Annotated in this window: 25 protein-coding genes; 14 read left to right on the top strand and 11 right to left on the bottom strand. The window is 44.3% G+C overall.

Features of this window, described 5'->3' with window-relative positions; genetic code table 11:
- Positions 1 to 10: 10 nt before the first annotated feature.
- Entirely contained in the window at positions 11 to 946 is a 936-nt protein-coding gene (locus AAFX28_RS04715; protein WP_408686110.1) for an SDR family NAD(P)-dependent oxidoreductase, read from the bottom strand.
- Between the two features lie 115 nt (positions 947 to 1,061).
- On the opposite strand from AAFX28_RS04715, the gene AAFX28_RS04720 reads away from it, so the two are divergent.
- From AAFX28_RS04720 to AAFX28_RS04745, 6 genes are all read left to right on the top strand, one after another.
- Complete coding sequence (locus tag AAFX28_RS04720; protein ID WP_408686112.1) at positions 1,062 to 1,988, top strand: LysR family transcriptional regulator; 927 nt, start codon at positions 1,062 to 1,064, stop codon at positions 1,986 to 1,988.
- A 48-nt stretch (positions 1,989 to 2,036) separates the two neighbouring features.
- Positions 2,037 to 2,621 (top strand): type II secretion system protein, encoded by a 585-nt coding sequence (locus AAFX28_RS04725; protein ID WP_408686114.1) that lies wholly within the window; start codon positions 2,037 to 2,039, stop codon positions 2,619 to 2,621.
- Positions 2,622 to 2,777: 156 nt separating this feature from the next.
- Positions 2,778 to 3,407 carry a TetR/AcrR family transcriptional regulator gene (locus AAFX28_RS04730; protein ID WP_408686116.1) on the top strand — a complete coding sequence of 210 codons (630 nt, stop codon included), beginning with the start codon at positions 2,778 to 2,780 and terminating at the stop codon, positions 3,405 to 3,407.
- A gap of 25 nt (positions 3,408 to 3,432) precedes the next feature.
- Positions 3,433 to 3,747 (top strand): DUF1992 domain-containing protein, encoded by a 315-nt coding sequence (locus tag AAFX28_RS04735; protein ID WP_408686118.1) that lies wholly within the window; start codon positions 3,433 to 3,435, stop codon positions 3,745 to 3,747.
- A gap of 251 nt (positions 3,748 to 3,998) precedes the next feature.
- Positions 3,999 to 5,672, top strand: coding sequence for an LruC domain-containing protein (locus AAFX28_RS04740; protein ID WP_408686120.1), 1,674 nt, complete (start codon positions 3,999 to 4,001; stop codon positions 5,670 to 5,672).
- Between the two features lie 13 nt (positions 5,673 to 5,685).
- Positions 5,686 to 6,165: a hypothetical protein gene (locus AAFX28_RS04745; protein WP_408686122.1), complete on the top strand. Its 480-nt coding sequence runs from the start codon at positions 5,686 to 5,688 to the stop codon at positions 6,163 to 6,165.
- Positions 6,166 to 6,222: 57 nt separating this feature from the next.
- Here the strand turns inward: AAFX28_RS04745 and AAFX28_RS04750 are convergent, their stop codons facing one another.
- The 3 genes from AAFX28_RS04750 to AAFX28_RS04760 form a co-directional block, all read right to left on the bottom strand.
- Positions 6,223 to 7,953, bottom strand: coding sequence for an ABC-F family ATP-binding cassette domain-containing protein (locus AAFX28_RS04750; RefSeq protein ID WP_408686124.1), 1,731 nt, complete (start codon positions 7,951 to 7,953; stop codon positions 6,223 to 6,225).
- 332 nt (positions 7,954 to 8,285) lie between these two features.
- A complete protein-coding gene (locus AAFX28_RS04755) occupies positions 8,286 to 9,146 on the bottom strand; it encodes a tetratricopeptide repeat protein (RefSeq protein ID WP_408686125.1) in 861 nt (286 codons plus the stop codon).
- Positions 9,147 to 9,226: 80 nt separating this feature from the next.
- Positions 9,227 to 9,775 carry a TetR/AcrR family transcriptional regulator gene (locus AAFX28_RS04760; RefSeq protein ID WP_408686127.1) on the bottom strand — a complete coding sequence of 183 codons (549 nt, stop codon included), beginning with the start codon at positions 9,773 to 9,775 and terminating at the stop codon, positions 9,227 to 9,229.
- A 146-nt stretch (positions 9,776 to 9,921) separates the two neighbouring features.
- Here AAFX28_RS04760 and AAFX28_RS04765 point away from each other — a divergent pair, with 146 nt between their 5' ends.
- A complete protein-coding gene (locus AAFX28_RS04765; protein WP_408686129.1) occupies positions 9,922 to 10,515 on the top strand; it encodes a hypothetical protein in 594 nt (197 codons plus the stop codon).
- Between the two features lie 26 nt (positions 10,516 to 10,541).
- Here the strand turns inward: AAFX28_RS04765 and AAFX28_RS04770 are convergent, their stop codons facing one another.
- A complete protein-coding gene (locus tag AAFX28_RS04770; protein WP_408686131.1) occupies positions 10,542 to 10,883 on the bottom strand; it encodes a rhodanese-like domain-containing protein in 342 nt (113 codons plus the stop codon).
- Positions 10,884 to 11,063: 180 nt separating this feature from the next.
- Between AAFX28_RS04770 and AAFX28_RS04775 the strand changes: the two genes are divergently transcribed.
- From AAFX28_RS04775 to AAFX28_RS04785, 3 genes are all read left to right on the top strand, one after another.
- Positions 11,064 to 11,909: a DMT family transporter gene (locus AAFX28_RS04775; protein ID WP_408686133.1), complete on the top strand. Its 846-nt coding sequence runs from the start codon at positions 11,064 to 11,066 to the stop codon at positions 11,907 to 11,909.
- Positions 11,910 to 12,020: 111 nt separating this feature from the next.
- Positions 12,021 to 12,494, top strand: coding sequence for a PaaI family thioesterase (locus AAFX28_RS04780; RefSeq protein ID WP_408686135.1), 474 nt, complete (start codon positions 12,021 to 12,023; stop codon positions 12,492 to 12,494).
- Between the two features lie 107 nt (positions 12,495 to 12,601).
- Complete coding sequence (locus AAFX28_RS04785) at positions 12,602 to 13,621, top strand: hypothetical protein (protein ID WP_408686137.1); 1,020 nt, start codon at positions 12,602 to 12,604, stop codon at positions 13,619 to 13,621.
- Between the two features lie 17 nt (positions 13,622 to 13,638).
- On the opposite strand, the gene AAFX28_RS04790 is transcribed toward AAFX28_RS04785, so the two are convergent.
- The 6 genes from AAFX28_RS04790 to uraH all read right to left on the bottom strand — a co-directional run bounded on the left by AAFX28_RS04790 (position 13,639) and on the right by uraH (position 20,361).
- Entirely contained in the window at positions 13,639 to 14,697 is a 1,059-nt protein-coding gene (locus AAFX28_RS04790) for a GGDEF domain-containing protein (RefSeq protein WP_408686139.1), read from the bottom strand.
- 198 nt (positions 14,698 to 14,895) lie between these two features.
- A complete protein-coding gene (locus AAFX28_RS04795; RefSeq protein WP_408686141.1) occupies positions 14,896 to 15,273 on the bottom strand; it encodes a hypothetical protein in 378 nt (125 codons plus the stop codon).
- A gap of 189 nt (positions 15,274 to 15,462) precedes the next feature.
- Complete coding sequence (locus AAFX28_RS04800) at positions 15,463 to 16,824, bottom strand: 8-oxoguanine deaminase (protein ID WP_408686142.1); 1,362 nt, start codon at positions 16,822 to 16,824, stop codon at positions 15,463 to 15,465.
- Positions 16,825 to 16,973: 149 nt separating this feature from the next.
- A complete protein-coding gene (locus tag AAFX28_RS04805) occupies positions 16,974 to 18,383 on the bottom strand; it encodes a nucleobase:cation symporter-2 family protein (RefSeq protein ID WP_408686144.1) in 1,410 nt (469 codons plus the stop codon).
- A 146-nt stretch (positions 18,384 to 18,529) separates the two neighbouring features.
- The gene (locus tag AAFX28_RS04810; RefSeq protein WP_408686146.1) at positions 18,530 to 19,873 is read right to left on the bottom strand and encodes an NCS2 family permease; all 1,344 of its coding nucleotides are present in this window, start codon (positions 19,871 to 19,873) and stop codon (positions 18,530 to 18,532) included.
- Between the two features lie 134 nt (positions 19,874 to 20,007).
- The gene (uraH, locus tag AAFX28_RS04815; RefSeq protein WP_408686148.1) at positions 20,008 to 20,361 is read right to left on the bottom strand and encodes a hydroxyisourate hydrolase; all 354 of its coding nucleotides are present in this window, start codon (positions 20,359 to 20,361) and stop codon (positions 20,008 to 20,010) included.
- Between the two features lie 345 nt (positions 20,362 to 20,706).
- Between uraH and puuE the strand changes: the two genes are divergently transcribed.
- The 4 genes from puuE to AAFX28_RS04835 all read left to right on the top strand — a co-directional run bounded on the left by puuE (position 20,707) and on the right by AAFX28_RS04835 (position 23,778).
- Positions 20,707 to 21,630: an allantoinase PuuE gene (puuE, locus tag AAFX28_RS04820; protein ID WP_408686150.1), complete on the top strand. Its 924-nt coding sequence runs from the start codon at positions 20,707 to 20,709 to the stop codon at positions 21,628 to 21,630.
- 1 nt (position 21,631) lies between these two features.
- Positions 21,632 to 22,147, top strand: coding sequence for a 2-oxo-4-hydroxy-4-carboxy-5-ureidoimidazoline decarboxylase (uraD, locus tag AAFX28_RS04825; RefSeq protein WP_408686152.1), 516 nt, complete (start codon positions 21,632 to 21,634; stop codon positions 22,145 to 22,147).
- A 78-nt stretch (positions 22,148 to 22,225) separates the two neighbouring features.
- Complete coding sequence (gene alc / locus AAFX28_RS04830; protein ID WP_408686154.1) at positions 22,226 to 23,212, top strand: allantoicase; 987 nt, start codon at positions 22,226 to 22,228, stop codon at positions 23,210 to 23,212.
- 14 nt (positions 23,213 to 23,226) lie between these two features.
- A complete protein-coding gene (locus tag AAFX28_RS04835) occupies positions 23,227 to 23,778 on the top strand; it encodes an ureidoglycolate lyase (RefSeq protein WP_408686156.1) in 552 nt (183 codons plus the stop codon).
- Positions 23,779 to 23,781: the final 3 nt, after the last annotated feature.

Genomic DNA, 23,781 nt, shown 5'->3' on the forward strand with positions numbered 1-23,781 from the left:
CTCCTTTATATTATGCGTTTACATTAATAAATTGCTGGATAGCATGGCGTGCGTTGTCTTGCGCAGCGACGTTACCCAATGAAGGCTCAATTGAAACTTGGTCGACAAGTGGTCCGGTTGGAGAGCCCGCTTGGCTCGCATAAAAATGGCCGCTTTCAAAGCGAGGATCAAAAAGCCCATCTAAGTAGCGTTTTGCCCCTTTTTCGACGCTGTGCATCATTCCCATCATCGGCATCACTAAGCCACCAATATGTTTGAAAAACAGTTTCTTCAAGAAAGGCAAATCGTCCATTCCATTGGTTCCTGTTGTTCCCCCAGGACTCATTGTGATGAATTTAAGGTGTGGGTGTTGTCTAGACATTGAGCTCATCCACAACGCTCCAGTTAACTTTATGGTGCCGTAGATCTCTAAAGGATCGGCTTTGCTACCAAATAGGTTTCCGTTCGCAATCGAAGTAAATTCTTCGACTGATGAGGTTTTCAGTTCTGGTTTAGGTACACCCATTTTAGGTACTCCTCGTGCGGTTTCAGATCCCGCGTAAAGAATGGTCGAGGTAATGAGCTGACGTTTGATCAGTGCTTCGACTAAGACAGCATGACCAAATACATTTGAGGCAAAGATCGTAGTGACACCATCTTTGGTCAGTTGATTCGGTGTGCGACCTCCTGTTCCTCCTGCATTTAGTATGACCGCATCAATAGGGGCGCTGAGCTGGTTGACCGTGTTTTGAACGGAGTCAGAGTTGGATACATCGATAATGACGATGTCGAAAATATCTCGCCCGGTAGCGGTGACAAGCTGCTGTTTGGCTTCCTTTGCTTTTTGTTGGTTTCGACATCCTAGGTAAACCTTTTTGATGTCTGAACGCTGTGCTAGCTGGCGAGCGGCCTCGAAGCCAAGTCCTGCATTTGCACCTGTGATTAAAACGGTTTTTATTGTGTCCATGGTTGTCTCTTTTTGCTGTGATGGCTGACTGACGATTAAGTTACCATGGTTGAAATGTGCTCTGTAGATAGGTAAAAATGGACATCGTGTGTCAAAAATGAACCATGGAGAGGAAATGCCAAATAATCAACAATATGCGTTCAACTGGGATGACCTCAAAGTCTTCTTAGCTGTTGTAAGAGCAGGGACGATACGCGGAGGGGCAGAGAGTATTGATATCAATCACACTACGCTTACTCGACGCCTATCAGTAATGGAAGAACATATTGGAAGCCGCCTTTTTGACCGCTCTAAGCAAGGATTAGTGCTAACTCAAATCGGTGAAGAGCTGCTTCCCTATGCCGAAAAAGTGGAAGAAGAAATGATCGCGGCTTCGCGTATGATCATAGGTCGAGACGCTGATCCGGTGGGCACTATCTATGTTTCGATGCCACATGGTATGGCGATGACGTCTTTAATGGACGATTTGGCTGCCTTTTCAGATCGTTATCCTGATATTACGCTCAACCTGCAATTTGGTAACGACATTGCTAATCTTAACCGCCGCGAGGCTGATGTCTCTGTTCGTGTCGCCGATGAAGTCTACGATGATGCTGTCGGACGACGTCTGGTTCAAATGTCTCAGGCAGCCTATTGCAGTCATGAGTACGCGCAGAAAATCAGAGATAACTTAGGCGAAGGGCTGAGTTTTATCGGTTGGCATGAACCTGAAGGTGATACAACGGCTAAATGGTTGAAAGAGAGCTATTACCCTAAAGCGACGTTGAAGCATCGAGTATCTGAATTGATTCCGTTAATTTCATTGGCCGCTTCAGGCTTTGGTATGGCTTATTTGGCGTGTAACCTTGGAGATAGACACCCAAACCTTGTCCGCGCACCATTTCAAAAACCGTTACCTTACCGCAGCATTTGGTTACTGCTTCATCGAGATCTACGAACGACGGCGAGAATTCGTTGCTTTGTCGATTTCTTAGCAGAACGAGTTCAGCAAAGAGAAAGTGAATTTTGGGTAACTGGGACGGCAAAAAAAGCATTTGATTAGTGATGCAATACTCGCTCAGATGCGAACTAACATGAAATAAGAGTTGTTATGAAAACGAACACAATTATAAATACCTTACTGACATCATTATTGTCGTTAGCTTGTTGGTCAGTCCAAGCAAATGAATCTGTGATGGATGAGCAGCAACAAGTGGTTGAAGAGCTCCAAGCCATGTTGCACGCCGTTACTGAGTATCAACAAGACACAGGCCGCACCTTACCAATCACCTCAGATACAGACGTTGAGTATGGGTATCTCGCGATAGATTATTTGATAGAAGATCCCGGTATTGAAGGGTGGAATGGACCTTATTTACCATACAACAATGATTGGTTTGGCTTTGAGCAATACGTCAGTCACCCTGACTACATTGCAGCTCAGCTTCTCGCGAAACAGGACACACAATGGAGCAAAGGAAGTACACCAGAAGGTTGTGATGCAAATTCTGAATCTTGCAAAGTGGCAGCGTGTATTTGGAGTGTCCCTGAAGAAGTAGCCAAAGGAATCAACAAACAGTTCGATGGTGTGCTAAATGACAGCGAAGTGGATAACACAGGTATCGTTCGCTTCGAAGGCGGATTGGTGTGGATTGTGTGTATGACGGGCCAATCATATATTTATACTCACGACTAAACTTAGACCTCAACCAATCGCGGTCTACAGCACTTGTTGTAGGCCGTTTTTGTATCTGCAGTATCTGAATCTTCTTCGTGTCTGACGATTTTTATTCTCTTGATCTTTTTAGTTAATGGCATTAAGTTAATGTCGTTAACTAAATTTGGGTGACGTATGAAAGCGAAGAGTGTTAAGGGGCGACCAGCTCAAATTACAAAGCAAGAGATCATAAAATGCGCATTGGAAATTGGCTTAGCTAAAGTCAGCATGCACGCACTTGGAAAAGCTTTAGGTGTAAGCGCGACGGCCTTATATCGACACGTGAACTCTAAAGATGACTTGATTATTCAATGCTGTGATTACGTGATGGAAAGTGTTGCTCAACCTCATGGAGAAGATTGGGAAACGTACCTTTACAGCTTTGGAAACAACTTCCGAGCTGCACTGCTAGCAATCTCGGGCTCGGTCGAGTTTGTCCGATATAACCAACAGTTTACGCCGAGCAGCTGTGTGTTGGTTAATGATGCGCTCCGTGTGCTTGACCAAAGTGGTTTTGATATCCAGAAAGGCTTTATGGCATTTGCAACCGTGTTTACCAAAGTTACGGATATTGTTCAGCACCAAGAACAAGCTCTGTATCTGCAACAGCACTCTACGACTGAGAGCATACCAAGCTTTGAAGGGGCTGAACATCTTCCTTATCTAGCTCAATTGATGAGCCAGACTGAGCCAGTTAACTATGATGAATATTTTTCAGAAGGTTTGAATATCGTAATAGAAGGGCTGAAAGCCGTTTACCGATAGTCGCATAAATCGTTGAGGGTTAGATATGTCAATATTTTTGGATAATGCTATTGGCGGATGGATACGCAACGCAGAAAAAACGGGTGAGTTGGAAAACAATCAATTCAAAGGTAAAAAGCTTGATTTGGATGATTATTTTAATACGCCGGCCGAACATCGGATGGGCATGAAGATACTTAAAGATGCGAATTGTCTTCCTCCTGCTGTCGAACTGATGAAACAGATAGAGTGCAAAAAAGAACAGTTGGATTCGCTTAAAAATAGTGATGAGAAAGAGGTATTAAAAAGCGAGATCAGAGCTTTGGAACTCAAACGAAATCTATTGCTAGAAGGTATGTAGAAACCCGAATAATTCAGCTAAGCAGCGGATGAAAAAGGCACCAGTTATCGGTGCCTTTTGTCGTTATTTCCGTGCGGTTATTTCATCAGTTGGCTTTTTCTTCTTTCTAATCACTTTGCCAACCAGCTTCATTCTCAAAATAGGAATGGCATAAATAACATTATAACCCGCTGTTTTTATTGAGTATAAATTAGGCATCATATTTGCGTTACCCCCTTAAGACCAAGGACTTAGTTGATGAGGGGAATAGCATGAAGGCAGCGAAATTTATAGCGCTAACCAGTTGTTGCGTATCAATATCGGGCTACGCACTTACGACCAACGATCTATCGTTTGAATCAGGCAATGCAAACTCCAACTACACCTACAAGGGTAAGCCGTTAGAGGCTACTTCGATTGCAGACCAGTTACCCCAAGATACTCTCACCAATGTCTATTCAATGTTACCTGAAGGCACTTATGTGAATACGGCTTTTATCGCCCCGGATCGTTACTCCAATATCGATATTGATGATGAACTCGATGGAGCTGACTATGCGACTGCCTCGGTTACCTTTCTCAATGAAGGTGCAGGGTATCGCAATACTCTTGGCTATTTTGTTTATGACACCAACAATCCACCTGCTAGTAAAGATGACATCGAAGCTCATATGGTTATCTTCCCAAATGCCTCAAAGGCGCCCGATGGTGATATGCAAGAGGGAGACACTATAGACCTTGACGTTCAGCTTACGGCAGGACAAACGTTGGCGTTTTTCGTTATCCCAAATGGTTGGAGCGCAAGTACATATAACAACATCCAATACCTTGGTCCTTGGAACACGCCTTTCTACAGTCTTTCTAGCTTGAACCCGGAAACCACAGCGAATTATCGCAGGCATAATGTCGCTTTTTTGGACACCGAGAATGAGTTCTTGGTGCTCGGATTTGAGGACATTAAACGCCCTAGTGGCGACAACGATTTTAACGACTTGATCTTCACCGTGGACATTTCGCCTTTTTCGGCAGTAGATGGTGTGAATACCGATGGTACTACTGATTCAAAATACGAAGTGTTAGTGCAAGAAAACGATCCAGAAGTTACGGTTACTTCGGTTTACCCAAGTTCCGACACCTATGCAACGATGGCGTTCGAAGATCGTTGGCCGTTGATGGGAGACTATGACTTCAACGATGTCGTGTGGCGCTACCGAGTAACGGAGCTTTTAAATGGTCAGCGTGAATTGAAAACCATTACTGTCGATTACACCCTGCAAGCTATGGGAGCGGGTTACTCAAATGGCTTTGCCGTGAAACTGCCGAATGTCGACTCATCCAACGTAGCTTCTGTCATCGTGACCAAAAATGGTCAGGCTGTTGAACATACGGTATTGCAATCGGGTAGTGAGACTGTTTTGGTGGTTTCGGAAAATTTGCGAGCCGAGTTGGATGCATTGGGTGTTTTAACAGCCAGCTGTACTTTCTATCGTACTCAAAGTAACTGTCTAGATGAGCAAGCGGCCGATCTTCTCAGCTACCAAATGGTGGTTGAGTTGACGACTCCCATTGCAAGAGACCAAGTGGGTTACCCGCCTTATGATTCGTTTATCTTTGCGGCAGAAGGGACTTACCACGGGAGTTTTGTTCTAACTTTCCCTGGTATGAGTTGGCAAACTCACTTTCAGTCATTCTCAGGGACAGGGGAAATGAACAATGCTCTGTTCAATTTGCATGATGATGCGACAGGCGGCTCTAAATACTTCCTTACCAACAACAATATGCCATGGGCGATCAATGTTCGAGATGATTGGGACCATCCAACTGAGAACACCGACATCAGCCACGCTTATTCCAGCTTTTCAACTTGGGTAACAAGCAGTGGTGAAACGGACACCAATTGGTACAACACGCCAACGAATGGCAAAGTGATTTCAGCAGCACAGTAGCAAGGAGCCCAACATGAATACTTCAACAAAACTTCTGACCATCATGTCGACTTCCACGCTAATCTTGGCTTGTGGAGGAGGCGGTGGCGGTGATAGTAGCGGAGGCAGCAGTGGCTCAGGTTCTTCTACCACGCCAACTCAAACTACATCAGCTCAGCTTATTGATACTCAAGATATTGTTGCGCAGCGGGATTTTGCTTTTTGTATCGGGGATAAAATAACGCTATCGATGAATTATCAGGGCACTGCTGAAGGTGCTTTGCACCTCTATACCAAGTCGGCGTTTACGACTGAAGATGGCGTTGAGATTGCTGATCCTATGTCTCGGATAACGACTATTTACCCGACCCGAACTAATCAGGTCGAGTTAGAAGTGAATGGCAATTGGAGCAAGCTCTATGCGCAATGGGTGCCAATGAGTGCAAGTGAACCTGAAAAGAACTGGGTAATCTCGTTGGATCAATCCAATAATAACTACCATCTCGATTTTTGAAAGTGAGTGCTGCTAAAGAACCTTAAATAAAGCCGGAGGTAGACTCCGGCTTGATCGTTATAGCTGTGCGGTGATGTTTTCAATCTCCTGTTGCCACTCTTGCTGCATTGCAGGTTTTTGGTGTTTAGGTTTACGTCCTAAATCCGCTTCCAGCAGAGTTTCCAATTCAACGAGCCTTTCTAGTAGTTGCTCTTCAGTTAGGGAGGTTTTTAACGTGTCCTTGGTGATCCCAAGCTCAGTGTTATTCTCTTGAGAAGTTGAAAGGGTCACTGTGGCGATCTTCTCATACACTTCATCGACTGAAAGATACTCGGTGAGCTCTCCATTTTCGATAAACCAGAAGCGGTTGCAGCTTTGTTCGATCATGCTTCTATCATGGCTGACCAAAAGAGCCGCTCCTTCAAACTCTTGTAGAGTTTCGATTAGCTCCTCTTTTCCTTCCATATCTAAATGGTTAGTTGGTTCATCAAGAAATAGCATGTGATAGCGGGCTAATGTTAGACCGATGAATAGCAGTCTAGCGCGCTCACCACCACTTAGGCTCGCGACGTGTTGATCGTGCCTCGCATACTCAAAGCCAGCACCTATCAGTGAGCGTTTGGCTTGCTCACTACTTATCGAAGCAAACGCCTGCAGAGCTTCACTAATGGTGTCGTAGTCATTGAGCTGCTGTAATGATTGATCGTAGTAACCCAGTTTACAACGGTCATGAAACGTGACATCTGTGTTTAGTGATGCTGACTCTACTTGGGTCTGTTGATACTCGTGATAGAGCAGGTTAAGTAACGTCGATTTACCGCATCCATTACTGCCCAGCACTGCTATACGGTCGCCACTTTTTACGCGTGTTTCTGACATCTCAAACAGGTGATGATCGCTATCTAGAGGTGAGACCAAAAAGGGTAGTATCTCAAGTAAACGATTCGCAGGAAGAGCCTCACTTTTAAGCTCTAGAGCCCAGGGTGTACCTTCTGATAACTCTGTTTGTTGTTCTTCTAATCGCTCTTTACGGGCGAACATGGTTTTCGCTTTACGAGCAAGATCTTCGTTGTCGTAGACTTTGCCCCAAGTGGCTAAACGCTTGGCGCTCTTCTCGATTCGGTCGATCTCTTTCTGCTCGCTGGCATGGCGAAGTTGATCGGCTTCATCTTTCTCTTTCAATGCTTGTCTCGCTTGAGAGCAAGGCAAAGAGAAATGATGCAGAGATCGATCTCGCATGACCCAAGTGGTGTTGGTGACGCGATCGAGCAAGGTTTGATCGTGAGATACCAATACGAATGAGCCTTTCCAGTTTGATAGGAACTGCTCTAGCCAAAGGAGCGATGGCAAGTCCAAGTGGTTACTCGGCTCATCCAGAAGCAGTAAGTCAGGTTGATGGATAATCGCACGTGCAAGCAAGAGCCGCATTTGCTGACCTCCGCTGCAATTTTCAACCGGCATGTGTCGTTCTGTGGTCGAAAACCCTAGTTCATCCAATAAGAGCTCAGCGCGCCAAATATCATCACCTGATAAGGATTCTGCTAACGCGTCTATTACGGAATGTGTACTTAAAGACTCAGGTAAATGCTGCTCAACATAACGCATCAAACATGAACTGGCTTTGGCAAACGTGCCTTGGCTTGGTTCAAATTGACCGCTAAGCAGTTTGAGTAGGGAGCTTTTACCACAGCCGTTATGACCGATAAGACCAATTTTGTCGCCACGGTGAATCGTAAACGTTAGATCTTTGAAGATTGGTGTTGCTGTGTGAGAAAGGGTTAGTGATTGTGCAGTTAAAAAAGTACTCATAGTGTTCTCAAGAATTTTGGGCGCAAAAGGCCGTTGTCATGGGCTGACAATAATTCTTCGAGCTTGAGGGAAAGTACTCGGGTGACGTCTCTGTCGAAAGGTAATTATTCGCTCAAGTCGAGATTATCGCAGCGCGAAATCTGAAACTCTTGAGCGGTCCTTCATGCCATAAAAGCGTGGGTTGATTGAACACCACATAGACATAAGTTCCTCCTTAAATTGATTGTAAAGTGTTGCCACTTCAGATGAATGATTGCGATGATTCTAACTTGGAATTGGGTAAAGTACAGAATAATCGCTTAAAAACTGTCTAGTTTATCTCTAGGAAGGAGTTAATCGTCACTCTCGCTGAGTAAAGCATCAAAGCGTGGATTGCCATGCATACCTTCTAAATCAGGTTCTGTGTCAATCAGATCTCGGATTGATGGGCTAGCATCAATTGCTCGAGTGAGATCTTCAATTGCTTGCTCCTCAATGCCTAATCGAGAATAGGCACAAGCGCGTTGGTAGAGCGCTGGACCATTGGTATCGTCAAGCTCAAGCACGCGATTACATAGGCTTAAAGCCCAGTGGTACTCTTTGATTTCCATCGCTGCATCAGCCTTATAGGTTAAGGCTTCAAGATCGCCCGGACGCAAGGTTAAGATCTCATCATAGACGTCAATACGTTGCTCTGCGGTTGGCATACTTTGCGCACGAAGCCAAAGGTTATGAATCTCGTTGATCTTTTCAATCTCTTTATTGTTTTCACTAATGATGCGTGTTTTGCGCTTTAGATCCCGCTCCAAGGCGCTAAACTTTTTCTGATACTCATCGGCAATGGCTTCGAGGCGTTTATCTGCCATCTCTTTTGTATTGGCTTTGAACTCTCGCAGAGATTGCCAGCCGACAAAAGCGATCAGTGACGCAACACCAGCGATAATGTAGAAGAAATATGTCACCGTCACATTGGCGTAGTTCAACGACTTGTCGGCAACGCTGAGCTCTCGATCTGTGATTTGGATGGTCAACTTGCGCTCTAGATCTTGTTGTTCTTGGCGAAGCGATTTTAACTCATCAAGGATGTATCGCTCCATTAGAGGACGATCGAGCAAATCAGATTCCGAGTATTTGGGTTGTTCTGCATAGACAGGTTGTAGGCAAGTTAAGACGCCGATTAATAAAGCAAGAAATACAGGCATGAGCACATCCATTTAACGCATTGTTTTCTTAGACTTAAACCTTAGCAAACTCTTATGGCAAACAGGAATGATTTATATGCAAACTTTGAGAGTTAGTTGATTAGTACTCGTTCAACTTGTTCAGTTACAAATGTTTTGTCCAGTGCTTTACCCAGCATCACTTGATGATTTAGTAACCCTAGTATTAGGGTATATAGTGATTCTTTGTGCAGTGGTGAAACGTAGCTTTCTAACATTGCGGTGTACTTTTGGTTAGCGAGTAACATACATGCATCTGTCGCTACGTTTTGTTGTCCAATCACGTCAATGTAATCGGCGACGAGCTTCATCTCTTGGAAGAAACGCGGAGCCATCTGCTCGAAGATCAACACGAAGTTTTCCACCTGCTGTGTTGGGGTCGCTTCCGCGGCGCTAGGTCTGCCTGCTAGCATTTCCACATCAAAGTTCACGATTGCTTCAGTTGCGGCTTTGAATAGCTCATCCTTACTTTTGTAGTAGTGATATACGGCACTTTTGCTCATACCTAATTGTTCGCAAAGCTGTCTCATACCAATGTTTTTATACCCCAAATCTAGGAATACTTCCGTTGCTTTCTGGGCAATTTCTCTACGTCTACTTTCATGATCGACGATCTTCGGCATATTTTTATTCTCGATTTTGTTACCGCTATGAACGCCAGTATACCACAAGATCTTTTACTTAGACCGAGTGGACAAAAAAGATCTTTACCTTGGATTTAAAGCGTATTAATTTAAAAAGACCAAGCGGTCGAAAATAAGGGTTTGATATGAAAATTGATTGGAACGTTCCTCAAGCAAGAACTGGTTTTTGGGGAGGAATTGATAAACTGATAGGTCCTGGTGCAACCAAACAAGAGAAAGACTTACAACTCTATGTTCCTTTCGTCGCAGGCATTGTGTTGGTTGCTTACGCTTATTTCGCGCAGTTAGGTTGGACTGGTGTGCAGTATTTAATTGCGGGCTTACTTACTGTAGACATTGTGGGCGGCATCATCACTAATGCAACGTCGAGTGCGAAGCGCTGGTTTCACCGTGAAGGGCAAGGATTCAAGCAGCATATGAGCTTTATCATGACTCATTTTGTGCAGCTTTCTCTCTACAGTTGGGCGTTTTTAAACTTCGATATGGTTTGGATTGCCGCTATCGGTGGTTACATGGTATTAGCGTGTGGTTTAGTTATGAAAACACCCTTGTATTTACAACGTCCAGTTGCCTTGAGTCTTTACTCACTAAGTCTACTTATCGCAATTTATTGGGCTCAAGCACCACAAGGATTAGAATGGTTCTTGCCGCTATTGTATCTAAAACTTCTGGTTAGCCATATCTTAAGAGAAGAGCCTTATCGACCTGAAGAAAAGTAGGACAGAGAATTTGTAAGCATGTTGGGCTATTTGGCTTGCTGCATTTCTACCAGTCCTCCGGCATTATGAAGATTGGTAAAGCCTTGTGCGGTTAGATATTGATACGCTTGGCCGGAACGATTGCCGCTGCGACAATAAAGAACGATTTGAGCGTCTTTATCTATATTGGAAAAATGCTTGTCCAACTCTGAAAGTGGGTAGTTTTTTGCATTGTCTAAATGCCCATCAGCAAACTCCTGTGGCGTTCTTACATCAACAATCAGGGCGCCTTGTTCTATCCATTCCCAACCAATATCTGCGCGAGATGAAGCCGAAACTGGCAAACTAAATGATACTAAAAGTGTGAAAATCAGTGCTAATCGTCTCATTATGTGTATCTCTTGATTACGTTTTGTTCAGCATATCTTATTGATGGTTATTCGCTACGAGATATGTCAAAAGAGGCGTAAATAATCGCTAGATATAGCCAAACTATCTTAGCCAGAATTATTAGAGCTATTACCGGTACTTGATTTACCACTACACTCTTCTAGCTAAAAGGGAGAGTCATGCACAATATTTCACTACTCGTCGTCGCGCTAATAGCCTTCGCTGCCAACTCATATTTTTGTCGCCTAGCATTGGCGAATCACGTTATCGATCCGGGCTCTTTTACTTGGCTGCGCCTCGTATCTGGAGCTGTAACGCTGTTACTTATACAAAGTTGGCGCGGTCAAATGAGTTATAGCTTCTTTACTGATAAACACAGCTGGTGGTCGGGCATTTCTCTTTTTGGTTATGCAGTCTGCTTTTCATATGCCTATACCCAACTTAGTACCGGTACAGGTGCTTTGATTCTTTTTGGTATGGTGCAACTGACTTTAGTGGCGTTCCACGTTCTTTCTGGAAATCGCTTAATCCCTAAAGAAATACTCGGTATTGGAGTTGCGTTATTTGGCTTCGCTGTATTGATGCTTCCGTCGGCTGAGGCACCAAGTTTGAGTGCAGCAACTTTAATGCTTGTTGCAGGTGTTTGCTGGGGCATTTTTACCTTGTTAGGGCGTAAAAATAGCGTTGCTTCGGTCTCAATAACCCAAGGGTTTATGCTTGCAAGTGTACTCGCCCTTATCGCCAGCCCATTACTTGTCTCAATTGAGACTATCAAAGCTAATGGTGTTTTATGGGCGTTAATGTCGGGCGTCTTTGCTTCCGGCTTCGGCTACATCTTATGGTACCAAGTTGTTAAACACATCTCAGTGCTTCAAGCGTCTGTCTCCCAGTTGGCTGTACCTGTGATTGCATTTGCAGCAGGAAGTATAGGGCTAGGTGAGCCAATAACTCTAACTGCTGCTATCTCGTCATTACTGGTTTTAAGTGGGATCGCTTTGATATTTTTAGCTAAATCTAAAGGCTAGGTTAATTCATTTAATTACGACTCAATAAACGGGAAATTACCTTCTAAAGCAATAACATAATGGAGGATACCGTCTATATTCAGTATATAAATATTGAAAATAGGTGATGACATGAAGCAGCAGATAGCCATTCAAGATCAGATTCCAAACAACCATTGTTATGGCTGCGGAACGCGCAACGAACTTGGCTTACAGATAAAAAGCTACTGGCAGTCAGATGTCGAAGCGACCTGCGAATTCGAGCCATCTCTTCATCATTGTGCGGGTCCAACTCATTTTCTAAATGGCGGAATTATCTCTACTATCATCGATTGCCACTGTGTTTGCATGGCGATAGCTAAAGGTTATCAAGTGAGGGGGCAAGAGGTTGGTATTGGTGAGCCTGTGTGGTTTGCAACGGGTAACCTTAATGTCTCTTTTCTAAAACCCGTTTCAATCAGTTCCGCGGTGATATTAAAAGCAAGAGTTGTCGAAATCTTTGACAAGAAGATTGCCTTGGAGTGTGAACTTCTTTCTAACGGAGAGTTATGCTGCCGAGCTGAGGTGATTGCAGTTAAGGTACCGAACGCATGGTTTAATCCATAGAAAAGCGGCCCTTTCCTACGCTAACTTCGTCCTTTACTGCTCTTATTTATTTGTGCTTACTCCTAGTATGAGTTCCAGTTCATATTTTTGAAAGTAATGGAATCTGTATGCCTTTTTGGAAGCGGAAAGCGACGAAGAAATCAGCAAAACCTAATGTCAAAGAGTTGGCACTTGAAGGAAAACAAAGTGAGACTTTAGGCTCCTCCTCAATTCGTTTTAGCAACGAGTCGCAAGCCGATTTACCACGAATGGTTCCTCAAAGTTTTTCTATGGCAGCAGAACCAGAGCAACAATTGAAACCGGTGCCAAAAGTTATTCATCACTTCTGGCAAGGAAAGTTTGACCCACTAAAACAACATATCTCAAATTTAAATAAGATTGCTGATACGAACAGTGAGTACACCACAGTCCTTCATGTTTTGTTTGATAATCCAAAGGATATTAACGCTTTACAACCGAAAGTTCCTAACATCCTTGTTAAGGATATGCGCAATGAGGCTTGGTTTACGAACTTCCAAGCGAGTCCAAGATACCAGCAGTTTAAGGCATCGAGGGAAGGAGGACGACCTCATTTGGCTTCAGGGGCGGATATCATTAAAACCGAGTTGATCTATGCCGAAGGAGGGATCTGGAATGATGTCGATAATAAACCTCTAGAGCAACTTCCGACAGAGTTGAGGGTAGAGGCACTAAGCATCTTAACGGCAGGCCCAACTGAGTTTAAGAGGTGGGACAATATACTAGGTGTTCATTCCAGTACCTTTGGCACATATCGAGGAAACCCTATCCTTAAAACGATTAACGATTCCAGCTATAAAAAGTACTCAAATTTACAGCATATTATTTATCAGAATCATCCTGATACGAATGACCCAGACAATCACTTTAAGATGATCTCAGAAACTGCAGGTTCATTGCATTTTTCCACAGAGTTGAAAGCGCATATGGAAGGTTTTAATCTTGAGCTAAATGAACTTCATAAGTCGAAGGGAAAGAGTAATGATAGGAGAATCATTATGGATAAATATTTTGCCCCTACAACTACGACCGGTGCAGGGGATCTCGATGAAGATCAGTTGATAAAACTCATGCAGAATCTTTCTCCATCGGGTCACGTTGTCATTTAGAAAGCTAGTCGCTAGCTTCAGTTAACGGCAACATGAAAACAGTTTTTACCTGAACTTTTAGCTTGGTAGAGCGCTTCATCTGCCTTACGGAAAGAATCGGTGCTGACCGTTGCTTGATGAGATGCCACGCCACAGCTGATTGTTACAGGTCGGTCAATGCCAAAGTCATGATTTTCAAGGGACATATGGATTGACTTTATTCTCTGTTCAATAATGGCATAACTGGTGGCTTCGAAAGCAATTAGGAATTCTTCACCTCCCCATCGACCTACTTTTCCGGCTCCCTCAACTTCAGAGTCCAAAATTCGAGCCGCTTGGATCAGTACCTTATCGCCCACGTCATGGCCATAGTCATCGTTGATTTTCTTAAAGTCATCAATGTCGATGATGGCGATCCATTGAATTTGCTGAGACTTAAGTAATAGTGCTTCCATATGACGTCGATTAAACAATTGCGTGAGCATATCAGTATGAGAAAGTACTTGCAGTTGGCGATTGGACTCTCTTAATAAGGCTAGCGTTTTACGGCGCCCTGAATCATAGAAATAGGCGATCGAGAACAAAAACAGATAGACGATGGACAGGTGAATAAAACTGATGGTGTCGAATGGAATAGGCGGCCAGTTGTGCATATCAATCAGGCAAATGTACGCGATGATCGCGAAACTTACCAAACTAAACACTGAGCCTACCTTGTAACCGAGAACAAATATAGCAACAACAGGAGTTAAGAACGAAAACGCTAAGGCAAACTCACTGTGGCCCGAACCGACAATAAATAGCAAGCTGACAGATGTCATTACCGAAACCATGATGGTTGCCGCGACTTTAACGTTGCGACTTTGCCATAGCCAAAAGTAGGCCAGAAGGCATAGGCCTAACCCTGTAGCTTCAATTGATGCGAGTAGGTAATTTGGAATAAATACGGTGTTGTAGTAAATGAATAACGCGAGCACAGAAGACAAGATCGTCAAGGAAGAAAAGACAAATACGCTTTCCCTAAACTCTTCTTGAGTACGGCTTACACCAAGCCACTTTTCTAATCCTTTAGTTAGCACAACAGTCCATATGTTCATTGGTTCCGGTGCGGGCAATATACCTTAGTATTTATAAATCGTCACTCAAGATACAAAGTTAAATTTGGAAGTATTAATGGGGCAAATATAGGAGGGTTAAAGCAAGGCCTTTCTTGATAATATGTGCCGTTATAAAACGATAAAAAAGCCAGCATTGAACGTTACTGGCTTTTTGGTCAATACAGAATTAACGGCTATTTAAGAGATATCGTAACCTGCTGCTAGTAGTAGACCACGTTCATGTTTGATTAGGCTTGCTCTATCTTCGACAAGTTCATGCAGAGCTTGGCGAGGCTTACTTGCAGTCAGTTTAAAATCATCAAAAGACTGTGCTGTTTGGATTTCAGTAAACATAGTACTGATAACATTGCGTGCTTCACACGGGTTACTGTCGGTTTTGAAGTACTCTACACCTAAAGCGGCTTCTCTCATTTCCGCAAGCAGTTCAATAGGGCTGCTTGGCTGAGCAATAGACAAGTAATTATCTAAAACTCGTTTTGCAAATAGTAGCTCTTGTAGAGGGATATCTCGTCCACTTTCTATTAGCGTTTGGCTTAAGATGTTATTTGAGCTCATGTTTTATCCTTAGTTACATCCGACACTATTTTTCAACAGTCTAAAATAACCAGACTTTAAAGAACACCATTTCAGTGACAAATTTAACTGTTTGGATGAGCAGGTATTATTTGAAGGAATTAACTAAGAAAAGAGGAAGAGCTTTAAAAGATAATAATGCCCCAACGAATGTTGAGGCATGTTTCAGTGTTATTCGCCTAGTGCTTTCTTGGCTAGACGTTTTGCAGCGTGCTTATGACGTTCCATCAATTGATGGATATCGACGCCGATGACTTCCCCGTTTAGGACTCGCCAGTGGCCGGCTACCATGACTCGATCTGCTTGTTGTGCGCCACAAAGCAACAGCGCGGCAAGTGGGTCGTGGCTGCCAGAGAAACGGATATCATCGAGTTTAAACATCGCAATATCTGCTTGCTTGCCAACACTTAGTTCACCGATGTCACTTCGTCCCATAGCTTGAGCAGAACCTTTTGTCGCCCAGCGAAGTGCATCAAAGTGAGTTACATTTGCTGAGCCGTATTGTAAGCGTTGTAGGTACATCGCCATACGCACTTCTGCGATCATATTTGAGCCGTCGTTTGAGGCACTGCCATCCACCCCTAAGCCGACTTTAACGCCCGCTGTTTCAAGGTCGTTGTTCTTACAAATCCCAGAAGCGAGCATCATATTTGATGTTGGGCAGTGGCTAATCCCGACTCCAGCTTGGCCGAGTCTGCGGATCTCTTCGCTATTGAAATGAATACCATGGGCCAGCCAAGTCTTGTCGTTAAGCCAGCCAACGTCTTCAAGGTAATCGACTGGACGCAACCCGAACTTTTCAACACAAAAATCTTCTTCGTCGAGAGTTTCACACAAGTGGGTGTGCATCATGACATTTTCTTGTTTGGCAATGTAAGCCGTTTCTTTCATTAAGTCTGTGGTGACCGAGAAAGGAGAACATGGTGCGAGCGCAATTTGCGTCATTGCTCCATCGTGATGTTGGTGATATTGACGAATTAGCCTGTAGCTATCATCGACAATCGCTTGTTCTGTTTGAATAGTGTGCCTTGGTGGTAGGCCTCCCTCATCTTCTCCTAAGCTCATTGAACCGCGGGTGAATATTGCGCGCACGCCAAGCTTTTGAGCGGTTTCAACTTGCAGATCAATCGCATGTTCAAGGCCGCTAGGCAACAAGTAGTGATGGTCTGAAGCGGTAGTACAGCCTGACAGCATAAGCTCAACTAAAGCTAGTTCTGTGGCGACACTCATCATCTCTTCATCAAGGTTTGCCCAAACAGGATAGAGGCTTGTTAGCCAATGGAAGAGCTCTTTATTCAACGCGTCAGGATAAGCGCGGGTCAGTGTTTGATAAAAGTGGTGGTGGGCATTTACTAGCCCAGGTGTGATGACATGGTGAGATGCATCAACCACGTAATCAATATGATGGGAGGGTGTCCCATGCTTTGGAATGAGTTCGGCAATTTGGTTTCCTTTTACCACGACACCACCTTGGGCGTCTTGCATGTTACCGGTGTAAATTGCCAGTGGATTCTTAATCCAGATGGTTTCCATTCATAATAGTCCTTAGCCATCTCAGCCATTTCAGGGGAGAGGGTCTTAAACGTTTTAGTTGAAAGTTAGCTAGTATTCCTAGCGAGGTTATTGTTGTGTAGATTTCTACCTAATAGCAGAACCTTGGTCTCCTTTTGAAGTCTATATTGCTATTCAGTTGTCTTAGCTTCTAGCTTTGTTTGTACTGTACTTGTTGGCTCTTCATCATCAGATTTACGAATGATTTTTTCTTCAACTAGCACTTTGCTTTCAGTTAATGCTTCGCGCACTTCTTTGTTCGTTGATTTAGGCAGTAATTGGTGTAGAAGAACAGTCATGATTGTTCCGGTAGTAATGCCAGAGTGTAGGAAGTTAGCAATGTCATGAGGTAAGTGTTGCAACAAACGAGGCTCGAAAGTAACCGCGAGACCAGACGCTAAGCCAACACAGATAACAAGCGCATTGCGTTTGGTATCTGCTGCCATAACCAGCATACGAATACCCGCATAAGCGATCATGCCAAACATGACGAAGCCAACCCCACCTAGCACGGGCTTCGGAATGGTTACTGCAATTGCAGCCAATTTCGGGAACAAGCCACCTAGGATCAGTAGGCCACCTGTAGCGGCTACTACATAACGACTTGCGACACCGGTAATGCCGACAATACCGACATTCTGGCTAAATGACGCTAGTGGCATAGCGGTTAGAATTGACGAAAGCGTACTGCCTAAACCATCACCGAGTAGGCCACGTTGTAGGTCTTTACCTTCGATTTTTTTATCACAGTTGTTTGCCAGTGCCATAAAGTCACCAGTCGCTTCTGCAATAACAACAATGTAAACCAAGCTCATGCTAACAATGGCACTTGCTTCAAAGGTTAATCCATATTTTAGAGGTTCTGGCCCGCCAACCCATGCGGCAGATGTAATGTCATCTAAGTTCACCATACCAAGTGAAAGCGCAACGATATAACCGCCCGCAAGGCCTATCACAATTGCAGACGCTGCAACCGCGCCTTTACAGTAAACTGAGACAGCGACAACGATACCTAATGACACAAGCGCTAAGAAAAGCTTGGGTAACGTTGCGAAGTTTTCACTAGAGGCAGGAGCATCACCAACCCAATTCATTGCAACAGGTAAGATGGTTAAGCCGATAAGAGTCACCACAACGCCACTGACGACAGTAGGGAAGAGCTTTTTCACCTTATCCATATAGAAACTGGCAATGATGACGACGAATGAGCCAACCAGTGCCGAGCCCATAATGCTGGCAACGCCACCTTCACGACCTATGGCTATCGCCACGCCAAGAAAGGCAAAGCTAGAACCCATCACTACAGGTAAGCGAATCCCAATAGGGCCAAAACCGATACACTGCGCCATGGTGACAATACCGGACGCGAGTAGAGCTGCATTGATCAGTGAGACGATTTCTGCGTTAGGCAACCCGATAGATGCACCAACGATAAGAGGGACAGCAACAATACCACCGATAGAGGCGAGCATGTGTTGCAGAGCGAGGAGTAAAGTAATGCCGTGAGGCGGCTTTTGGTTGAGTGTATACAGAAGTTTCATTGGTTATACCTCAGAGAGCGTTGAGTGGTTTAGCTCTCGTAGATTGGACAATTGACTTCTACAAACTGCGTAGGGTCACGAATTTTTTCGTAAAGAAACCTAGCCTAAACGTTTGTTCAGGCTAGATTTACTAGGTTTTAATTGGATTAGATGTAGATAAGTTTAGCGACGAAGATAACAGTCAAAATGTACATTGAGATAGATACATCTTTCGTTTTACCCGTAGCAACTTTTAGAACTGTGTAAGTGATAAAGCCAAGCGCAATACCGTTAGCGATAGAGAACGTCAGTGGCATCATCAGAGCTGTGATTGCTGCAGGAGCACCATTGGTGAAGTCTTTCCAATCGACATGCTGCATACTGCTCATCATTACAAAAGCAACGTAAATTAGCGCGCCTGCTGTAGCGTATGATGGAATCATTCCAGCCAAAGGAGATAGGAAAATAGCAGCTAAGAACAGTGCGGCTACGACAATCGCAGAAAGACCTGTACGAGCACCCGCAGCAACACCTGCAGCACTTTCAACGTAACTGGTTACTGGTGGACAACCGACACAAGCACCAGCAACACTTGAGATAGAGTCTGCTTTTAACGCCTTGCTAAGCCCTTCAATTTTGCCTGTCTCTTTATTGACGAGATGAGCACGTTCAGCGACACCCATCAATGTACCCGCAGTATCGAACATGTTGACGAATAGGAATGCTAGGATCACGCTGACCATTGAGATGTTGAATGCACCTGAAATATCCATCGCCATAAAGGTCGGAGCAATACTTGGCGGTGCTGCAAAGAAGCCGTTGTATTGAACAAGGCCTAGCATCATGCCAACAACGGTGACACTTAGAATACCGATCAGAACGGCACCAAAAACTCTACGCTCACTCAAGACAGCGATGATCAAAAACGCGATTGCGGCTAGCATTGCATCAGGTTTGGTGAAGTCACCTAGAGAGACCAAAGTCGCTGGGTTTTCAACGACGATCCCCGCTGTTTTAAGGCCGATAAGACCAAGGAAGAGACCAACACCTGCTGTCATTGAGTAGCGTAAGCTCACCGGAATGCTTTCAATTATCCATTGGCGGACTTTGTAAAAACTCATCCCGACAAACAAGATACCTGATAGGAATACGGCACCGAGCGCGACTTCCCAGCTGTAACCCATTTCACTGACGACGGTGAAAGAGAAGAAGGCGTTAAGACCCATACCAGGTGCTAAGCCAACTGGCCAGTTAGCGAATAGACCCATTAATAGACAGCCAATCGCAGCACCGATACAGGTAGCGACGAATACGGCTCCTGAGTCCATCCCTGACGCAGCCATGATTTGAGGGTTAACGAAAATGATGTAGGCCATCGTAGCGAATGTCGTGATCCCCCCGATCATTTCGTTCTTTACGCTGGTTCCATGTTCTTTCAGTTTGAAAAAGCGCTCTAAAAGGCCACCGGATTGGCCTTCGTTGTTTAGCACTTCTGCTTTGCTTTCGTTCATGTCAGCAAGTCCTTTTGTGTTGGTGTTTCTTTAATTGAATACCACGCTCTAGTGTGCTGCCTTCTCTTTTGGCTCGCGACCTAGACTCCAATTTTCCTAATGAATGTTAAGTTTGACGTTGTTAGAAATTCTTTTTAGCTGCCGCGGTATGTCGAGAAACTGTATGGAGAAACCAATAGTGGCACATGGTAGTGTGCTCCCTCTTCTCCCAGACCAAAGCGGATCACTACATCATCTAAGAAAGGGATCTCACCAAGATCGACATCTTTGTTGCGATAGTAGTCAGCGACGTGGAAAACGAGTTGGTACTTGCCGGTAGTAAATGCGTCACCTTCTAGTACTGGCTCATCAGTACGGCCGTCAAAGTTGGTTTCGACGGTTTTGATTTTCGTGATCACATCACCTTCGATACGAAAAAGCTCAATTTGGATATCAGTTCCGGGAACTCCATTCATTGTATCCAATACGTGTGTCGTCAATTTGCCCATAATTATTAATAGCGCTAAGCGCTCTCCTTAATTTTTAGGTTCTTTATTGTATACAAAGTTGTTCTAACTTTGCTTTTGATAAGTATATATGTACACAAAATACCCATATAGTAAAGCTTGTTGTTATAAAAATGTTATTAACAAAAGGAGCGAAAAGTAAAATGTGTGACATGATACAAATCACTCATTATGGCTTGTATGTCGTTAAGTCTATGAATTATAGGCTTATGTTTCTATTAAGTAACTTTAACAACAAAATCTTTACATTAAGATAATTTATTGTATACAATGAATGTAGAGATTAAAAAGACATCCACGAAATGTCTTGTTTTAAGGAGAGCCTGAATGGATAAGGATTATTCACGAGATCTGATTGGCTATGGGGCGAATCCTCCGCACCCTAAATGGCCTGGTGGAGCTCGTATCGCCGTGTCATTTGTATTGAATTATGAAGAAGGTGGTGAGCGCTGTCTTCTGCATGGGGATGAAGAGTCTGAAGCCTTTCTATCAGAGATTCCAGCCGCACAGCCAATTAAAGGTGAGCGTCATATTAGTATGGAATCAATCTATGAGTATGGTAGCCGCGCTGGTGTGTGGCGAGTACTGAAACTGTTTGATGAGTATGAAATCCCTCTGACAGTTTTCGCTGTTGCGATGGCAATTGAGCGCCATCCAGATGTGGCACAAGCGATGGCTCAAGCAGGTCATGAGATTTGTAGTCATGGTTATCGCTGGATTGATTACCAATACATGGATGAGTCGCAAGAGCGTGACCATATGATGAAAGCGATTGAGATCATCAAAGAGATCACAGGTGAGCGACCTTTAGGTTGGTACACCGGTCGTACCGGACCAAATACTCGTCGTATCGTCGCTGAAGAAGGTGGCTTTTTATATGACTCAGACGCTTATGACGACGACTTACCTTATTGGCATACTGAAACTGGCCATCCGCAGCTAGTAATTCCATATACGTTGGACGTCAACGATATGCGTTTTGCTACGGTACAGGGCTTCAACTCTGGTGAGCAGTTCTACCAATACCTTAAAGATACCTTCGATACGCTTTATGCCGAAGGTGAAACAGCGCCGAAAATGATGTCAGTGGGTTTGCACTGTCGTTTGATTGGCCGCCCAGGGCGCATTGCCTCACTGAAACGCTTTTTAGATTACGTAAAACAACATGATGATGTTTGGCTATGTCGCCGTGTTGATATTGCTCGTCACTGGCATGAGCACCACCCATACACACCACAACAGGAGAAGTAACATGACTGAATTTCGTTTTTGCAAACCATCACAGATGGCTCGTTCGGAATTTGTCTCTCACTTTGGTGATGTGTATGAGCATAGCCCGTGGGTCGCAGAATCTGTCTATGACCAAGGGCTAAGTGACCAAGACAATTTTATTGCTAACTTGCATTTGAGAATGGCGGAAGCGCTACTTGATGCTGAAAAAGCAAAGCAACTTGCACTTATTAATGCTCACCCTGATTTAGCAGGTAGAGCAGCAATCAATGGTGAACTCACAGCAGCATCAACTGCTGAGCAAGCCGGCGCTGGGATCGACCAGTGCAGCGCGGATGAGTTCGAAAAATTCACAACGTACAACGACAGTTACAAACAACGCTTCAACTTTCCCTTCATCATGGCAGTGAAAGGGGCCAATCGTTACCAAATTCTTGAGTCGTTCGAGAAGCGATTAGGCAATGATAGTGACACTGAGTTTGCTACAGCGATACAGGAAATCAATAAGATCGCACTGTTTCGCTTACGAGATATGTAAGTCACGGAGATGTCGACTATCTCGTTTTAACACTACTACTCATTAACCTATTTTTGAATAATTGGAAGGATAAAGGACATGTCCTTAGACATTGAACAATACATTAATCTTGCTGACGACAAACTTGGCGCTGAAGCTATTTACGCTACTGACGATTTCTTTGCTGATAAAAGCCGACTACTACGCCGTGAAGCTCCAGAATGGAAAGACGATTTATATGATGATCACGGCAAATGGATGGATGGTTGGGAAAGCCGCCGTAAACGTGGTGAAGGTTACGACTACTGTGTCATTCGTTTAGGCTTAGCTGGTACGATTGCTGGTGTTGATATTGATACCTCTTTCTTTACGGGTAACTTCCCGCCATCAGCGTCTATTGATGCATGTTATTCCCCTGATGGTGACCCAACTGATGCAACGCAGTGGCAAGAAATTCTGCCATCAATGAGCTTACAAGGTGACCATCACCACCTAGAAGAAATTGAAAGTGATGAGGTATTTACTCACTTGCGTCTCAACATTTATCCAGATGGTGGTGTAGCACGTCTGCGCGTTTACGGTCGCCCAAGCGTTGACTGGAATCGTATTGATGATCAGCAAAAAGTGGATTTAGCTGCCGTTGAAAATGGTGGTCGTGCACTGGCATGTAGTGATGAGCACTACGGTAACAAGTCGAACATTCTTGGCCCTGGCCGTGGTGAAAACATGGGTGATGGTTGGGAAACTGCACGTCGCCGCACACCAGGTAATGACTGGGTGATTGTCGCTCTTGGTCATGCAGGCAATGTTGATCGCGTTGTGGTTGATACGGCGCACTTTAAAGGTAACTTCCCAGACAGTTGCTCAATTCAGGCTGCGTATGTGAAAGGTGGTACTGATGATCAGGTGGCAACGCAAAGCTTATTCTGGCGTGAGCTACTACCAGCGCAAAAACTCAAAGCCCACGATATTCATGAGTTCACTTCAGAGGTTAATGACCTAGGTGCAGTGACTCACGTGCGTCTGAATATCTTCCCTGATGGTGGTATTAGCCGTCTACGTTTGTTTGGCACAAAAGCGAAATAAGCGAGGGAAGGACTATGAGCAATGGAATTCGTCGTTTAGCAATCGAACCATTAACCAAACAATCATTTGCAGAGTTTGGTGACGTGATTGAAGTAGATAACAGTGACTATTTCATGATCAACAATGGATCGACTCGTCGTTATCACAAACTGGCTAAGACAGATGTACAAGAGCAAGGTGGCGAAGCCATCATTAGCATCTTCCAAGCGACACCACTTAGCTACCCGTTAACGATAGAAATGCTAGAACGTCATCCACTAGGGTCACAGGCATTTGTTCCATTGCTTGGTCAACCGTATCTCATTGTTGTTGCTCCCAAAGGGGACAACCCATCACTGCAACATTGCCGCGCGTTTTATAGTAACGGACGCCAAGGTGTCAATTACCACAAAGGTGTTTGGCACCACCCAGTACTTGCGTTGACCGATCAAGACCAGTTCCTGATCGTCGACCGAGGTGGGGAGGGGCATAACTGTGATGAAGTCTTCTTTGAAGCCGATTTGGTTTCACTACACTTAGAAGATATTCAGGCGAGTAACAGACAGGAAGTAATGCTCTCTGAGTAGAGT

This window comes from Vibrio sp. TBV020 (genome assembly GCF_046056895.1).
Taxonomy (GTDB): domain Bacteria; phylum Pseudomonadota; class Gammaproteobacteria; order Enterobacterales; family Vibrionaceae; genus Vibrio.

What these genes read in the sequence shown, in the direction of transcription:
- AAFX28_RS04810 (WP_408686146.1), bottom strand. Translation starts at nt 19,873, where the DNA reads ATGAACGAAAGCAAAGCAGAAGTGCTAAACAACGAAGGCCAATCCGGT.
- puuE (WP_408686150.1), top strand. Translation starts at nt 20,707, where the DNA reads ATGGATAAGGATTATTCACGAGATCTGATTGGCTATGGGGCGAATCCT.
- AAFX28_RS04790 (WP_408686139.1), bottom strand. Translation starts at nt 14,697, where the DNA reads ATGAACATATGGACTGTTGTGCTAACTAAAGGATTAGAAAAGTGGCTT.
- alc (WP_408686154.1), top strand. Translation starts at nt 22,226, where the DNA reads ATGTCCTTAGACATTGAACAATACATTAATCTTGCTGACGACAAACTT.
- AAFX28_RS04795 (WP_408686141.1), bottom strand. Translation starts at nt 15,273, where the DNA reads ATGAGCTCAAATAACATCTTAAGCCAAACGCTAATAGAAAGTGGACGA.
- AAFX28_RS04715 (WP_408686110.1), bottom strand. Translation starts at nt 946, where the DNA reads ATGGACACAATAAAAACCGTTTTAATCACAGGTGCAAATGCAGGACTT.
- AAFX28_RS04760 (WP_408686127.1), bottom strand. Translation starts at nt 9,775, where the DNA reads ATGCCGAAGATCGTCGATCATGAAAGTAGACGTAGAGAAATTGCCCAG.
- AAFX28_RS04745 (WP_408686122.1), top strand. Translation starts at nt 5,686, where the DNA reads ATGAATACTTCAACAAAACTTCTGACCATCATGTCGACTTCCACGCTA.
- AAFX28_RS04765 (WP_408686129.1), top strand. Translation starts at nt 9,922, where the DNA reads ATGAAAATTGATTGGAACGTTCCTCAAGCAAGAACTGGTTTTTGGGGA.
- uraD (WP_408686152.1), top strand. Translation starts at nt 21,632, where the DNA reads ATGACTGAATTTCGTTTTTGCAAACCATCACAGATGGCTCGTTCGGAA.
- AAFX28_RS04735 (WP_408686118.1), top strand. Translation starts at nt 3,433, where the DNA reads ATGTCAATATTTTTGGATAATGCTATTGGCGGATGGATACGCAACGCA.
- AAFX28_RS04805 (WP_408686144.1), bottom strand. Translation starts at nt 18,383, where the DNA reads ATGAAACTTCTGTATACACTCAACCAAAAGCCGCCTCACGGCATTACT.
- AAFX28_RS04725 (WP_408686114.1), top strand. Translation starts at nt 2,037, where the DNA reads ATGAAAACGAACACAATTATAAATACCTTACTGACATCATTATTGTCG.
- AAFX28_RS04800 (WP_408686142.1), bottom strand. Translation starts at nt 16,824, where the DNA reads ATGGAAACCATCTGGATTAAGAATCCACTGGCAATTTACACCGGTAAC.
- AAFX28_RS04755 (WP_408686125.1), bottom strand. Translation starts at nt 9,146, where the DNA reads ATGGATGTGCTCATGCCTGTATTTCTTGCTTTATTAATCGGCGTCTTA.
- AAFX28_RS04730 (WP_408686116.1), top strand. Translation starts at nt 2,778, where the DNA reads ATGAAAGCGAAGAGTGTTAAGGGGCGACCAGCTCAAATTACAAAGCAA.
- AAFX28_RS04720 (WP_408686112.1), top strand. Translation starts at nt 1,062, where the DNA reads ATGCCAAATAATCAACAATATGCGTTCAACTGGGATGACCTCAAAGTC.
- AAFX28_RS04740 (WP_408686120.1), top strand. Translation starts at nt 3,999, where the DNA reads ATGAAGGCAGCGAAATTTATAGCGCTAACCAGTTGTTGCGTATCAATA.
- AAFX28_RS04780 (WP_408686135.1), top strand. Translation starts at nt 12,021, where the DNA reads ATGAAGCAGCAGATAGCCATTCAAGATCAGATTCCAAACAACCATTGT.
- AAFX28_RS04750 (WP_408686124.1), bottom strand. Translation starts at nt 7,953, where the DNA reads ATGAGTACTTTTTTAACTGCACAATCACTAACCCTTTCTCACACAGCA.
- uraH (WP_408686148.1), bottom strand. Translation starts at nt 20,361, where the DNA reads ATGGGCAAATTGACGACACACGTATTGGATACAATGAATGGAGTTCCC.
- AAFX28_RS04835 (WP_408686156.1), top strand. Translation starts at nt 23,227, where the DNA reads ATGAGCAATGGAATTCGTCGTTTAGCAATCGAACCATTAACCAAACAA.
- AAFX28_RS04775 (WP_408686133.1), top strand. Translation starts at nt 11,064, where the DNA reads ATGCACAATATTTCACTACTCGTCGTCGCGCTAATAGCCTTCGCTGCC.
- AAFX28_RS04770 (WP_408686131.1), bottom strand. Translation starts at nt 10,883, where the DNA reads ATGAGACGATTAGCACTGATTTTCACACTTTTAGTATCATTTAGTTTG.
- AAFX28_RS04785 (WP_408686137.1), top strand. Translation starts at nt 12,602, where the DNA reads ATGCCTTTTTGGAAGCGGAAAGCGACGAAGAAATCAGCAAAACCTAAT.